At 71.7% G+C, this 14,112-nt stretch carries 8 protein-coding genes; 2 read left to right on the top strand and 6 right to left on the bottom strand.

The window, feature by feature from the left end:
• The 6 genes from ACZ7M2_RS17080 to ACZ7M2_RS17055 form a co-directional block, all read right to left on the bottom strand.
• Positions 1–5,519, bottom strand: a 5,519-nt coding sequence (locus tag ACZ7M2_RS17080; RefSeq protein ID WP_471595906.1) for a beta-ketoacyl synthase N-terminal-like domain-containing protein, incomplete at its 3' end; no start/stop codon positions are given.
• A 540-nt stretch (positions 5,520–6,059) separates the two neighbouring features.
• Positions 6,060–7,505: a family 43 glycosylhydrolase gene (locus ACZ7M2_RS17075; RefSeq protein ID WP_471595905.1), complete on the bottom strand. Its 1,446-nt coding sequence runs from the start codon at positions 7,503–7,505 to the stop codon at positions 6,060–6,062.
• A gap of 26 nt (positions 7,506–7,531) precedes the next feature.
• Positions 7,532–9,022, bottom strand: a complete 1,491-nt coding sequence (locus ACZ7M2_RS17070) for a family 43 glycosylhydrolase (RefSeq protein WP_471595904.1) — start codon at positions 9,020–9,022, stop codon at positions 7,532–7,534.
• A gap of 181 nt (positions 9,023–9,203) precedes the next feature.
• Positions 9,204–9,926, bottom strand: coding sequence for an FAD:protein FMN transferase (locus tag ACZ7M2_RS17065; RefSeq protein WP_471595903.1), 723 nt, complete (start codon positions 9,924–9,926; stop codon positions 9,204–9,206).
• Between the two features lie 4 nt (positions 9,927–9,930).
• Positions 9,931–10,365: an FMN-binding protein gene (locus tag ACZ7M2_RS17060; RefSeq protein WP_471595902.1), complete on the bottom strand. Its 435-nt coding sequence runs from the start codon at positions 10,363–10,365 to the stop codon at positions 9,931–9,933.
• 10 nt (positions 10,366–10,375) lie between these two features.
• Entirely contained in the window at positions 10,376–11,719 is a 1,344-nt protein-coding gene (locus ACZ7M2_RS17055) for a ferredoxin reductase family protein (RefSeq protein WP_471595901.1), read from the bottom strand.
• A gap of 151 nt (positions 11,720–11,870) precedes the next feature.
• Here ACZ7M2_RS17055 and ACZ7M2_RS17050 point away from each other — a divergent pair, with 151 nt between their 5' ends.
• Both ACZ7M2_RS17050 and ACZ7M2_RS17045 read left to right on the top strand, forming a co-directional pair.
• Positions 11,871–12,575, top strand: coding sequence for a response regulator transcription factor (locus tag ACZ7M2_RS17050; protein WP_190171588.1), 705 nt, complete (start codon positions 11,871–11,873; stop codon positions 12,573–12,575).
• Positions 12,572–14,065 (top strand): sensor histidine kinase, encoded by a 1,494-nt coding sequence (locus ACZ7M2_RS17045; RefSeq protein ID WP_471595900.1) that lies wholly within the window; start codon positions 12,572–12,574, stop codon positions 14,063–14,065. Before ACZ7M2_RS17050 ends, ACZ7M2_RS17045 begins: the two co-directional genes overlap by 4 nt.
• The last annotated feature ends 47 nt before the right edge of the window (positions 14,066–14,112 follow it).

Here is a 14,112-nt window from a genome sequence, read left to right as displayed (position 1 = left end):
AGTTCGCCGGCTATCTCGGCTCTCTTGATGGAGTCGACGCTGAGGTCGGCTTCGAGGTCGAGGTCGGGTTCGATCATGTCGACGGGGTAGCCGGTACGTTCGCCGATCACGTCGAGGACGACGGCGAGGACGGATTCGGCGGTCGGGGCGGTCCCTGCGGCGGGGGCGGAAACGGGCGCCGGGGTGGCACCCGAGCCGGTCACCCGCTCGACCAGCGCGGCGATGGTCGCGGCGGTGCGGGCCTTGGTCAGTTCCTCGATGTCGGTGTCGCCGGTGGCGGTGAGGCCGAGGCGGGTGGCGAGTTCGCCGGCTATCTCGGCTCTCTTGATGGAGTCGACGCTGAGGTCGGCTTCGAGGTCGAGGTCGGGTTCGATCATGTCGACGGGGTAGCCGGTGCGCTCGCCGATCACCTCGAGCACGACCGACAGCACCGAGCCGCTTGCCGGTACGGCCACCGCGACCGGCGCGGCGGCGGGCAGCGCGGTCACGGTGACCGGGGCATCGGCGTACGTGATCGGCGCGGGGGCCGCGGGACGTATCCCCGGATCCGCTCCCAGGTATCCCAGCATCACATCCCGCTGCGCCGCGATCATCTCCCGGCTCGTGCGCAGGAACTCGCTGATCAGGGCCTCGGATCCGGTGGCCGCCGCCACCGGTCCGACCGGGCTGCTGTGGGTCACGAGGGCCTCCGGGACACGCTCGGCGGGGTGGAGTGCGGCGGCGGGGATCGCGCCGTCCGCCGTACGGATCAGATGGCCGTCGACCGTCCACGCGGCGCGCCGGGGACGCGGGGCGCGGGCGTCGGCGGGGACCGCGTCCCGGCCCTGGAAGAGCCACGCCGTCCTGATGTCCGCACCGGCGACGGCCAGTTGGGCGAGCGCGGCGAGGAACCCGGCGAGACCGGCACGTCGGCCGTCCTCCAGGGCGACCGTGCGGTGCGGCCGGTCGCCGAGGACCGCACCCACCAGCCGGGTCAGCACCGAGCCGGGTCCGGCCTCGACGAAGACCCGGGCCCCGGCCTCGTACATCGCCTCGATCTGCTCGGCGAACCGGACCGGGGAGCCGATCTGCGCGGCGAGTTCGGCCCGGATCTCCTCGGGGCCCCGCGGGTAGCGGGTGGCCGTACGGTTCGACCAGACCGGGAAGTCGGTGGAGGCGAACGGGACTTCGGCGAGCACCTCGGCGAAGGTCTCGCCCGCCGCCGCGACCAGCGGGCTGTGGAACGCGCAGGCGACCGGGATGCGCTGGGCGCCGAGCCCCTGGGCGCGCAGTCGTTCCACGGCGGTGAGGACGTCCTCGGTGGGACCCGAAATCACCGTCTGACGCGGCGAGTTGCGGTTCGCCGTCACCACCGGGCCGGCCAGGCCCGCGGCGGTGAGGGCCGCCGCGACCTCCGGCTCGCCCGCGGCGACGGCGGCCATGGTGCCAGGGTCTCCCTCGCCGGTGGCGCGCAGGATGGCGGCGGCGCGTTCGCGACTGGTGCGCAGCAGCGCGTCGGGGGTGAGGGCGCCCGCCGCGGCCAGCGCGGCCAGCTCTCCGTAGCTGTGGCCCGCGGCCATCGCCGGGCGCACTCCCGCCCTGGTCAGGAGCTGGAACGCGGCGAGCCCGGTCAGGCCGAGCGCGGGCTGCGCGACGGTGGTGTCGGTGATGCGCGCCTGCTGCTCCTTGCGGCCCGTCTCGTCGAAGGCGGCCGGCGGGAAGAGGACACGGGCCGTCGCCTCGTCGAGCCGCAGGTGGCGCTGGAGTTCGGGGAAGGCGACGAAGAGTTCGGCGAACATCCCGGGGCGCTGGCTGCCCTGCCCGGGGAAGAGCAGGGCCACGTCGCCCGTCTCGTCCTCGGCGGCAGCGAACAGGCCTTCCTTCGGGGCGTGTTCACCGGCGACCGCGCGGCGCAGCAGCGCCGTCAGCTCCTCGGTCGACCCGGCGACGAGGGCGATCCAGATCCGGGCGCCACGGATGCTCGTGGCGCTTGCCGCGCTGGCGGTGCTTGCCGTGCTCGCGGTGCTCCGGGTGGTGGCGGCCTCCGCGCGCCGGGACGCGGCGAGCGCGAAGTCCCGCAGCCGCCACGGCTCGTACGGTCCGGGATCCGCCTCCACGAGGGCGAGCAGTTCGGAGGCGGACCGTACCGCCGCCGCCCGGTCCGCGCCCCGGAACGTGAAGAGCTCGGCGGGCCAGTGCTGAGCCGAGGTGACCGGCGGCGGCCCGTCCTCGTAGGCCCGCAGGACGACGTGGAAGTTGGTGCCGCCGAAGCCGAAGGCGCTGACCCCGGCCACCCGTTCGGCCGGGGCGGCGGACCAGGGGCGGGCCTCGGTGTGGAAGGCGAACGGGCTGCTCTGCGCGTCCCAGGCCGGGTTCGGCTCGGTCAGGTGCAGGGTCGGCGGCTTCACACCGGTGTGCAGGGCGAGCGAGGTCTTGATCAGTCCGGCGAGTCCGGCCGCACACTTGGTGTGCCCGATCTGCGACTTGACCGAGCCGAGCGCGCACGCGCCGGGCGGAGCCCCGGCCTCCTCGAACACCCGGGTGAGGGAACCGAGTTCGGTGCGGTCACCGACGACGGTGCCGGTGCCGTGCGCCTCGACGAGCCCGACCTCGGCGGGCGAGATGCCCGCGTTGCGGTAGGCCCGGGTCAGCGCGTTGTACTGGCCCTCTGGCCGGGGCGCGGTCAGGCCGAGCGCCCGGCCGTCACTGGCGCTGCCGACACCCTTGATCACCGCGTACACCCGGTCGCCGTCCCGCTCGGCGTCCGCGAGCCGCTTGAGGACGACACAGCCGACGCCCTCGCCGAGCGCGATGCCGTCGGCCGCGCTGTCGAAGGGCGCGGAGCGGCCGGAGGGCGAGAGGGCGTGCGCGGAGGCGAAGAGCAGGTAGTCGTTGATGCCGTTGTGCAGGTCGGCGCCGCCGCACAGCACCAGGTCGCTCGTCCCGCTCGCCAGCTCCTTGCACGCCACGTCGACGGCGGTGAGGGAGGAGGCGCAGGCGGCGTCCACGGTGTAGTTGGCGCCGCCGAGGTCGAGGCGGTTGGCGATCCGGCCCGCGATGACGTTGGCGAGGATGCCGGGGAAGGAGTCCTCGGTGAGCTTGGGCAGCCGTTCGTCCAGCGCGGGCGGCAGGCTGCCCAGGTAGGCGGGCAGGACGGAGCGCAGGGTCATCGCGTGGGAGAGGTCGCTGCCCGCCTCCGCGCCGAACACGACCGACGCGCGGGCCCGGTCGAAGGAGCGGCTGCCGTAGCCGGAGTCCTCCAGGGCACGGCGCGCCGCCTCCAGGGCGAGCAGCTGCACCGGCTCGATGGCGGGCAGCGAGGCGGGCGGGATGCCGTACCGCAGCGGCTCGAAGGGGATCTCGGGCAGGAAGCCGCCCCAGCGCGACGGGGTCTTCTCGCCGGCCCCCCGCGGGTCGTGGTAGAGCTCGGCGTCCCACCGGGTCGCGGGCACCTCGGTGACGGCGTCCTCGCCCGCCAGCACGTTCGCCCAGAAGGTGGCGAGGTCGGGGGCGCCGGGGAACATGCAGGCCATGCCGACGATCGCGATGTCCAGCGGTTCGGGGGAGGGCTCGGCGGCGGGTTCCCCGATGCCGAGGGCCTGCCGCCGCGCCGCCAGGAAGCCGGCCGCGCCGCTGGTGACCGAGGCGTGCAGCTCGGCGACGGTGGTGACGGCGGAGCGCAGCACGGCGACCTCACCGGCCATGAACATGCCCTCGGCGAGTTGTCTGTCCTCGCCGACCGCTCTCAGCCTGCCGTCGACCCGCTCGATGCCCTTGCCGGCCAGCCGCAGCCGCCCCACGTTGAGCCGCTCCAGCTGCTCCCAGGCCTCGCGGCCGGGTGTCCCGCGGGCGGCCAGGTCCTCCTTGACCGCGGCGAACTCGTCGGTGAAGGGGCTGTGGACACAGCGGGTGGCGTGTCCGGGGGCGGTCTCCAGGAGGTCGGTGCGCTCGGCGTCGATCACCTGTCGCTGGAACAGGGGCAGCACCGCGCCCGCGCTCACGGCCTCCTCGGTGAACAGGTATGCCGTGCCCATCAGCACGCCCACGGCGGCGCCCCGCGCGCTCAGCGGCGCGGCGAGCGCGGTGACCATGGCGGCGGAGCGTTCGTCGTGCACCCCGCCCGCGAAGAACAGTTGGAGTTCGCCGGCGGTGCCGTTCTTCGCGCCCGCCAGGAAGTCGTCGAGCACGCCGAGCTGCGCCTCCCACAGCGGGAAGCTGCCCCGCGGCCCGACATGGCCGCCGCACTCGGCGCCCTCGAAGACGAACTTGCGCGCGCCCGCTGCCAGGAACTGCTTCAGCAGCCCCGGCGACGGCACGTGCAGGAAGGTGGAGATGCCCACCTCCTCCAGCGCGGCGGCCTGTGCGGGACGCCCGCCCGCGATGATCGCGTGGGACGGGCGGATCTCCCGTACGACCTCCAGTTGGGCGGCCTTGATCTCCTCGGCGGCGAAGCCGAGGACGCCGACGCCCCAGGGCGCCTCGCCGAGCGCGTCCCTGGTCTGCTCCAGTACGGCGCGGGTCTGATCGGCGCCGGACAGCGCGAGCGCGATGAAGGGCAGCCCGCCGTGGCCGCTCACCGCGGCGGCGAACGCGGCCTGGTCGCTCACCCGGGTCATCGGCCCCTGGGCGACGGGCAGTTCGCTCCCGAACGGGCGACTGCCCGAGCCGTCGGGGCCGAGCGAGGCACCCGCGCTCTTCGTAGGGTCGAGACCGGGACCCGCGCTCTTCAACGCGTCGAGGACGGCGTCCCGTACGCCCCGTACCGCCGCGTGCACGGTGCCCCAGCGCTCCTGGAAACGGGCGGCGAGGAAGCCGTCCTGACCGACCTCGGGGGCGGGCGTGCCCTCCTGGGCGCCCCGGCGCCGTACGACTCGGCGGCCGTCCTCCACGGTGGTCTCGGAGCCGTCGAGCCCGGCGAGCAGCGCGGCGGTCCCGGCGGGCAGTTCGGCCTCGGCCTCGGCGAGCAGGGCGAGCTGGGTGTCCAGGACGACACCGGCCCCGCCGCCCGCGACGACGGCCGCCGCGGTGTGCGGGCCCGCGCCGCCGCAGGCCCAGACCGGCAGGTCCAACTCGTCGTCGCTGAGGAGCTGTTGGAGCAGGACGAAGGTGCTGAGTTCGCCCACGGGACCTCCCGCCTCGTGGCCCCGGGCGATCAGCCCGTGTGCCCCGGCCGCGGCGGCCCGTAACGCCTGGGCGCGGCCGGTCACCTCGACGAGTACACGGTGGCTGGGGAAGTCGGCGGGCGTGCAGGAGGCGTCGGAGGTCAGCAGGACGGTGTGGACGCAGGCGGGGAGGTCCCGCGCCGGAAAGGCATCGTTGTCGCACAGCCGTACGCCGAAACCGGCCGCCGACCATTCCTCGGACAGCGCGAGTTCCGCTGCCGCCCGGCGGCCACCCGCGGTGAGGTCGAGCACCCCGAGACCGCCCGCCCGTACGGCGGCCGCCGTGACCCGTGCCGAGGGGACGGCGAACGGGTTCAGGGCGATGACGATGTCCTCTACGGCAAACAGGCCGGAAGTATCGAACTTCGACACAGGCACGCGAACGCTCCAAATCGCACGAGGGTGAGGATTGGTGGGGGAGAGCGGAGAGCGCTTGCGCTTCACAACAAGCCGACAGCCGATGCGAAGCACGCTCATGCTTATTGCGCATCACCGTGAAAGTCAAACTCTCAAGGAGGCTGCCATTACCGGACGTAACACGGTCGACACAGCCGTTGCCGAGCCAGGTGCGGGCTGGCAACAGAGGCCTTGTTCCGGAGAGTTGAGCGGGTCGGTGACCGCTGGTCGGTGGCCTCCGCGACCTCGATTCGGCCTGCGGCAATGCCTGCTGACGCAGTGTCGAACGCGGGGTCCACTTCGATCTTGCGGAAACGAACTGTTTCCCCCGCTGTAAATTGAAACTTTTATTAGTTCCCCTCTTCATAATCAAAATTCACGTGGGGTGGAAGGGTGGGATTTTCGGCACTTGAGGATGAATGGCCACGATTCGTACTCGCTGGTAAGTTGGCTCGTTTCAACAGCACAGTCCGGCCGCGGGAGCGGCCGGGCTGTGGCTGGATCCAAAGGTGCCGGGGTGGGTCACTCGGCGTAGAACGTCGCGTCCGCCCTGGCGAGCGCCGTGTCGGCGGGCTGGGTGTACAGCAGGTAGTCGTAGTGCCGGAGGTAGCGGCCGGCGCCGCTGTACGACTCGAACGAGACACCGGAGGCCGTGTCGGCGAGGCCCGCCCTCCGGTAGAAGGTGGCGTCGTTCCTGAAGGCGGTGGTGCCGTCGTCCTTCTCCACCCAGACCTCGTTGTTCTTCTGGTGGAGGTAGTAGCCCGGGTAGTTGGCCGATTCGAGGGAGACGGTCCCGGTCCCGGCGAGCCCGCTCACCACCCGGAACTGCGAGTCGGCCAGGTTGGTGACGTTCGGCTCGATCTTGGCGCGGAAGTCCCAGTGGCGGATGTAGCGGTCCGGGAAGTTGTACGAGGAGAAGCGGACCGGCGTGACACCGTCGGCGACCGGGATGCCGAAGTCGGGAGTGCCGTCGGCCTTCCAGTAGATCTTCTGCAGGCGGGTACGGCGGTTGGGGTCGTTCAGGGGGTCGCCGCTGATGTCCCTGTAGTTGCGGTCGTGGTAGACGAGGATGTCCGACGTGCCGTCCTCGGAGACCGTGAACGAGTTGTGGCCCGGCCCGTACTGCGAGGTCGCGGCGCTGCTCCGGAACACCGGTGAGGACCCCTTGCTCCAGGAGGCCGCGTCGAGCAGATCGGCGGAGGCGGACGCGGTCAGCATGCCCAGGCAGTAGTTGGCGTCGGTCGCGCTGGCGGAGTAGGTCATGAAGACCTTGCCGCCGTGCTGGATGACCGCCGGGCCCTCGTTGACCTTGTACCCGACGGTCTCCCAGGACAGCGTGGGCTGGGAGATCTCGACCGGAGTGCCCTGGATCGTCCAGGGGTTGGCCAGCTTCGCGAGGAACAGACTGGTGTTGTTGTCCTCGGACGGATTGCGCTGCGCCCAGGCGAGATAGCGCACGCCGTTCACGGTGAAGGTGGTGGCGTCGAGGGAGAAGGAGGAGACCGGGGTCGAGATCTGGCCCTTCTCCGTCCAGGTGCCGGTCAGCGGGTTCGCGGCGTCGCTCTCCAGGACGTACATCCGGATCGCCCACACGTCGCTGGTCGACCCGGCGGCGAAGTAGACGTACCACTTGCCGTCGATGAAGTGGATCTCCGGCGCCCAGATGTGCGCGCCCATCACCCCGGAGGCGTGCTTGGTCCAGATCGTCGTCTCCGGGGCGGTGTTCAGACCCTGGAGGGTGGTGGCCCGGCGCAGCACGATCCTGTCGTACGCCGGGACGGTCGCGGTGAAGTAGTAGTAGCCGTCGGTGTGTTGGTAGATCTGAGGGTCGGCGCGCTGTTCGGCGAGCGGGTTGGTGAAGGTCACGGCGGGCGAGGCGGGGGCGAGTGCGTGGGCCGGTGTGCCGAAGGCCAGCAGGGTCAGCGTGGCGAGGACCGCGGTCAGCAGGCGGCCGAGAAGGCGTCTCATGATCCTGGTTTCTCCTGGGGCGGATGTCAGACGGTGGGCTTGAGCTGCCACTGCTGGCAGGTGTTGCCGAGCCAGGTCCACTGGCGTACGTCGACGCCGTCGCCGGCACCGCAGCCCGCCACGTCGGCGACCTTGCCGCTGTTGGCGTTGGTGATCCGCACGGAGTCGCCGCCGGTGTAAACCAGCCGGAACTTCTGGCAGTTGTTGTTCAGCCACGACCACTGGCGCAGGTCCGCCCCGTCGGCGGTGGAGCAGTCGGCGGTGTCCATGACCTTGCCGGTGGCGGCATTGACCAGCCGGCTGGTGTCATTGCCCTGGTCCTCGATCCGCCACTTCTGGTTGGCGCCGCCGTTGCAGGTCCACTGGAGGATGTTGGTGCCGTCCGCGGCGTTGCCGCCCTCGACGTCCAGGCACTTGCCGCTGTTGCGGTTGACGATCGTGTACGCCGTCGGGGTCGTCGCGCTCTCGCCCGAGGGGCCCGCGAGGGTGGTGCCGGTCGCGACCGGGGTGCCGAAGTCCGGCGTGCCGTCCGCGTTCCAGGTGAACTTCTGCGCCCGGGTCGTACGGCCGTTGCCGCAGCCGCCGCTCGATGAGCTGTTGGCGTGGTAGACGATCCAGTTCTCGGTGCCGTCGGGGGAGGTGAAGAACCCGTTGTGGCCGGGGCCGTAGACGCCGGCCGCGTCATCGCGCTGGAACACCGGGGTCTGCTTCTTCGTCCAGGAGGCGGGGTTGAGCGGGTCGCCGCCGGTCAGTTCGAGTTGGCCGAGTTTGTAGTCGGCGGTCTGGCAGTAGCTGGCGGAGAAGGTGAGGAAGGTCCGGCCGTCGTGGTAGAGCGGCTCGGGGCCCTCGTTGACCGGGGCGCCGGAGGTCTCCCAGCCGAGCGTCGGGCTGGAGATGACGGTGAAGGCCGAACTGCTCAGTGTGTACGGGTTGCTCATCGGGGCGATGACCAGGCTCTGCTTGCTGCCGCCGACGGAGCCGCTGCCCACCAGGTACAGCTTGCCGTCGTGCGTGAGGACGCTGGCGTCGATCAGCCAGCCGCCGGGGTCGAGGTTGGAGCCGGTGAGGCTGTTCTTGTACGTGTACGGGCCGAGCGGGTCGGTGCCCGCGCTCTGCAGGACGTGGGTGCGCTGGGTGTCGCAGCAGGCGGCTCCGCTGTTCGCGGCGGAGTAGTACAGGTACCAGTGGCCGTCGAAGAAGTGGATCTCCGGAGCCCAGATGTTGGCGTTGCGGCCGGCGGTGGTGTCCGACCAGATCTGGACGCTGGGGGCGGTGGCGAGCCCGGCGAGCGTCGGCGACCTGCGCATGGTCAGCTCGTTGGTGAACGTCGTGGTGACCAGGTAGTAGTCGCCGTTGTAGTACTCCAGCCAGGGGTCCGCGCCCTTCTGGGACTTGACGGGGTTGGTGTACGGCTGCCCGGCGGCCGCGGCGGCGGGCGCGCCGGGCTGGGTGAGCAGCGACGCGAACAGGGCCAGCAGTGCTGCCCCCAGGACGAACCAAGAGCGGGTGCGGAACACGGCGGGTCCCCTTTGGCGGCCGAGAGTGTTCGAAATTGCGAACACTGTGCGGAGGTTCGACCAGAAGTTACGTTTCAGGCAGGGACACGTCAATGCTTCCGACATGTTTCGAGTCCGCCGACATGCTTCGAGTCCGGTCGCCCCCAGGGGACTTGGGGCTCGCCCGGCCGCACAGGGGTGGTCATCCGGCCACAGGAAGCCCCGCCGTGCGCAGGACCCTGCGCTCGGCGTCGACCGCGAACACCTCGCACCCCTCGCGCGACGCGGCCCACTCGACGCCCTCCGCGCCCATCGCGAACGCCGCCGTCGCCGTCGCGTCCGCCTCGGTCAGTGACGGCGCCACGACGGTGACGCTGAGCAGCCCGGTGGCCGGGCGGCCGGTGCGCCCGTCGAGGATGTGGTCCCCGCGTTCGTAGCGCGCGGAGGTCGCGACCGCGCCGTCGGTGATCTCCAGCACCGTGCACAGCCGGTCGGCCCGCTCGGGATGGCGTACGCCCACCCGCCAGGGACCGCCCGCGGCCACCACGTCACCACCGGCGTTCAGACAGAACCGGGAAGTCCCCCGACCGCTGAGGAGGTCGGCGGCCCGCTGCACCGACCAGCCCTTCACCATCGCGCAGGGATCCAGGCCGCGGCCGGGCAGCCGCACGTCGAACGCGCCGCCGGTCGCGACCCGGTACTCCTCGCACAGGCCGAGGACCTCGGTCAGGTCCGGGCTGAGCTCGTGGGGGGTGAGCTCACCCCGGTCGAGCCGGGACACCTCGCTGTCCGCACGGAACGGGCTGAAGCGGGCGTCGACCTCGCGCAGCCACGCGAACACGGGGTCCGCGGTCTCCTCGGACGCGCTCTCGTCGTCGATCCGCAGCGAGACCGGGAACCCCATGACGTGTTCGACGCGCCGCATCCCGCTATCCCTTCGCGTCGAGGGCGGCCTGCAGCGAGGTGACGTATCCGTCGCTGGTGATCGTGGCGCCGGACACCGAGTCGATGTCGGCGCTCTGTGCCTGGAGTGTCTCCTGGATCAGCTTCGGCACGGCCGCCGTGGTCTGCGGGTGGTTCGGCTGCTGGAGCATCCGCACCGAACTGATCTTGTCGCCCTCGAAGGTCACCTCCACCTGCACGGCGCCCTTGGAGGTGTTGACGGTGGAACCCTGGACGACCTGCGAGGCCGCGGGCGACGCGGACGACGTGGACGGGGAAGGTGCCGAAGAAGAAGAGGAAGACGGAGTCGAGGCGGGCGCGGCGACCTCGGTGGTCGTCGTCGTACCGCTCGACGGCGCGTAGCGCCACAGCGGGATCAGACCGGCGATGGACAGGGCCACTACAGGCAGTGCTCGTTTCACGGTGTCTCTCTCATCCCGCCAGGCTGAAACGCTCGAAGTGGATCTGCGGCTTGGGCACGCCCAGGTCGCGCAGGGTGCGCAGCACCGCGCTCGTCATGGCGGGCGGCCCGCACACGAAGACGTCCCGTTCGGCGACGTCCGGCACGAGCCGCGCGAGCTCGCGCGGCGCCAGCTTGTCCGGCGTGGCCGGTCCGGTCACCACGTGCAGCTCGGCGCCCTTGGCGTACGCGAGCTCCCGGAGCTCGTCGAGGAGCACCGCGTCCCGGTCCGTGGCCACCCGGTAGATGAGCACGACATGGTCGTGCAGGTCCTCCAGCAGGGCCCGGATCGGGGTGATGCCCACGCCGCCCGCGACGAGCAGGGTCTCCGAGCGGGTGCGGTGCAGGGTGGTGAAGGCGCCGTAGGGGCCCTCGGCGAAGACCCGCGTGCCCACCTTCAGGTGCCGCAGGGCCGCGGTGCCCTCGCCGGCCGTCTTCGCGGTCAGCCGCAGCCGGTTGCCGTCCGGGGCGGCCGACAGGGAGAACGGGTTCGCCTGCCACCAGCGGTCCTTGGTCAAAAACCGCCACAGGAAGAACTGCCCCGCCCGCGCGGGCAGCAGGTCGAGGTCGCGTCCGGTGACGTAGATCGAGACGACGTCGTCGGACTCGGGGACGACGGCCGAGACCCGCAGCTGGTGGCGCAGGTTCCGCCACACCGGCAGGACCACCCGGCCCAGGAACACCGAGCCGAGCGCCCCGCCCCACAGGCCCCACCAGTAAGCGGTGGCCGCGGACGAGGTGGTGAAGGTGGTGCCCACCGCGACCTGGTGCGTGAAGGCCAGCACCACCGCCACATACGTGTAGAGGTGGATGAAGTGCCAGGTCTCGTAGGCCAGCCGGCGCCGCGCGAAGCGCGCCGACACCCCGCCGATCACGAGGATCAGGGCCAGCGCGACGATCGCCCGCAGCACGCCCTCGGTCGTCGTGGCCAGCTCCACCAACTCGTCCCAGAAGTCCGCCGGCCGCGCCGCCGCACCCGCGTAGCCGAGGGTGACGAACAGCGCGTGCGACAGCAGTGTCCACAGCAGGCCGAAGCCGACCCAGCGGTGCCAGGAGGTCAGCCGGTCCATGCCGATCCGGTGATCGAGCCACGGCAGGCGGGCGACCAGCAGCAGCTGGAAGGCCATCAGGAGCGCCCCGTACAGGCCCGCCAGCCGGCCGAGCATGATCAGGGTGTCCGAGCCGGGCCCGGCTCGGAGGAAGAACACGGTCACGACGGCCGCGTTCGCGGCCAGCAGGGCGTACAGCCCGGTGCGGGCCACCACCTTCGGGCGTATCGCCGTCGGGGGCGGCTGGACACGTTCGACAGTGGTCACGGAGAGCAGCTCCTCGTTCGGGTGTGGGGACACCGAGCCTGCCCGGTGGGAGCTGTCGTTTTCCTGTCGCTGAACTTTCAAGTGTTTATCGATGTGGATCAGAGACGCCGGCGGCTATGGCGTCGGCGGCCACGTCACGCACTATGAGCAGGTGGAAAAAGTGCGCCTCCTGGTCGTGGACGACGACCCTCCGATAGCCGACCTCGTCGCGACGGTCGCCCGCTACGAGGGCTGGGAGGCGATGACCGCGTACTCCGGAGAGGACGCGCTGCGCCGCGCCGCCGAGTTCCACCCCGACATCGTGGTGCTCGACCTGATGCTGCCCGGGCTCGACGGGTTCGCCGTCCTCGACCGGCTGCGGCAGTCCGGGACGATGGTGCCCGTCGTCTTCCTCACCGCCCGCGACGGCGTCGCGGACCGGGTCGCGGGCCTGACCCGAGGCGGCGACGACTACCTCGTCAAGCCGTTCGCCGTGGAAGAGCTCATGGCGAGGCTGCGGACCGTCCTGCGGCGCGCCGCGGGTCCCGGCTTCCAGCGCTCCGTGCTCCAGGTCGCCGACCTGACGATGGACGAGGACACCCGTGAGGTGCGGCGCGCCGACCGGCTGCTCACCCTCACCCCGACCGAGTACGAGGTCCTGCGCTACCTCATGCGCAAGTCACCGACCGTCCTCACCAAGGCCCAGATCCTCGACCACGTGTGGGAGTACGGCTTCGGCGGCCGCTCCAACGTGGTGGAACTCGTCGTCAGCCGGCTGCGCCGCAAGCTCGACGGCAACGGCGAGACCGACAGCGGTGAGTCGCTCATCCACACCGTGCGCGGCGTCGGGTACGTGGTGCGGCAGGTCGCCGAGTGAGCAGCCCCGGGACCGGCGGTGCGCTGCGCCGTCTGCGGGGCGCCTACCGCCGCACACGCCTGGGCACCCGGCTGGCCCTCGGCATCGGCGTGCTGTCCCTCGTGGTGTTCGCCGTCGTCGGCACGGCCCTGACGACGTACATGAAGGAGTACCTGGAACGTCAGCTCGGCGAGCAGATGAAGCTCGTCCAGGTCACCCAGTCCAAGGACGCCCAGGCGCACGGCATCGTCCAGCGGCGGCCCTACTACGGCTGGTTCACCGCCGTGTACGACGTCCAGGGCCGTACGGCGGTCCTGCGCAAGCCCGCCGACGTCCCCGCCGACACCGCCGAGCTCACCGCCGTCGCCCAGGCGTTGCCGGACGGAGGTGACGCGCACCTGCTGCGCACCGCGCACATCGCGGGGGAGGGCACGTACAAGCTGCGTGCCTGCGAGGTCGAACCCGGCGTCGTCCTCGTCACCGCGGCGCCCATGCAGGACATGCAGGCCACCGTGCGGCAGCTGATCACGGTCCAGGTCGTCACCTTCGCGCTCGCCCTGCTCGGGCTCGTCGTGATCGGCCGGACGGTACTGCGGCGCGGGCTGAAGCCCTTCAGCGACATGGCCCACACCGCCCGCGGCATCACCTCGCACAACCTCACCGGCTCGGCGGGGCTGGAGGTGCGGGCCGGAGGCGGGCGCGGTGGACCCGAGGTCGAGGAACTGCGCACCGCGTTCAACACCATGCTGGAGCACATCGACGACGCGCTCGCCGTCCGCACCGAGGCCGAACAGCGACTGCGCCGGTTCGTCGCGGACGCCTCGCACGAGCTGCGTACGCCCCTGATGTCGGTACGCGGCTACGCGGACCTCTTCCAGTACGCCGCCGCCAACGAGCCCGAGGAACGCGAGAAGCACCTGGCCCGGCTGCGCGCCGAGGCCGCCAGGATGGGCGTACTCCTCGACGACCTGCTCCTCCTCGCCCGCCTGGACGCCGCGGAGGTGGAGACACCGCTGCGGCTGGAGGACGCGGACCTGACGGAACTGGCGCGGGAGGCCGCGGACGCCTTCCGCGCCGGGCGAGGGGAGCACGTGCTGTCCGTGACGGCCGGCCCCGACCCGGTGCGCCTGCGCCTGGACCCCCTGCGCATCCGTCAGGTCCTCGACAACCTGCTCACCAACGCCGCCATGCACACCCCGGCGGGGACGAAGGTGCGCCTGGAGGTGTCGGCCACGCGGGCGGGGCAGGCGGTGCGCGTCGGCTCGTCCGGCACGGCGGTCGTGCGGGTCCGCGACTCCGGGCCGGGGATCCCGGCCGCGGACCAGGAGCGGGTCTTCGACCGGTTCTACCGCGTCGACAAGGCCCGCAGCCGCGACCGCGGCGGCAGCGGGCTGGGCCTCGCGGTCGCCCGCTCACTGGTCCGTGCACACGGCGGCACCATCGAGGTGACCAGCCGCCCCGGCTCGACGACGTTCACGATCCGCCTCCCCCTCCCGCCCGCGCTCCGATGACTACGGGGGAGTACGTCCACACGGCCGCCGTCGGCTCGCTCAGCCGG

The sequence above is a fragment of the Streptomyces sp. NPDC111507 genome, assembly GCF_055638955.1.
This window is presented reverse-complemented; position numbering and strand designations above follow the sequence as displayed.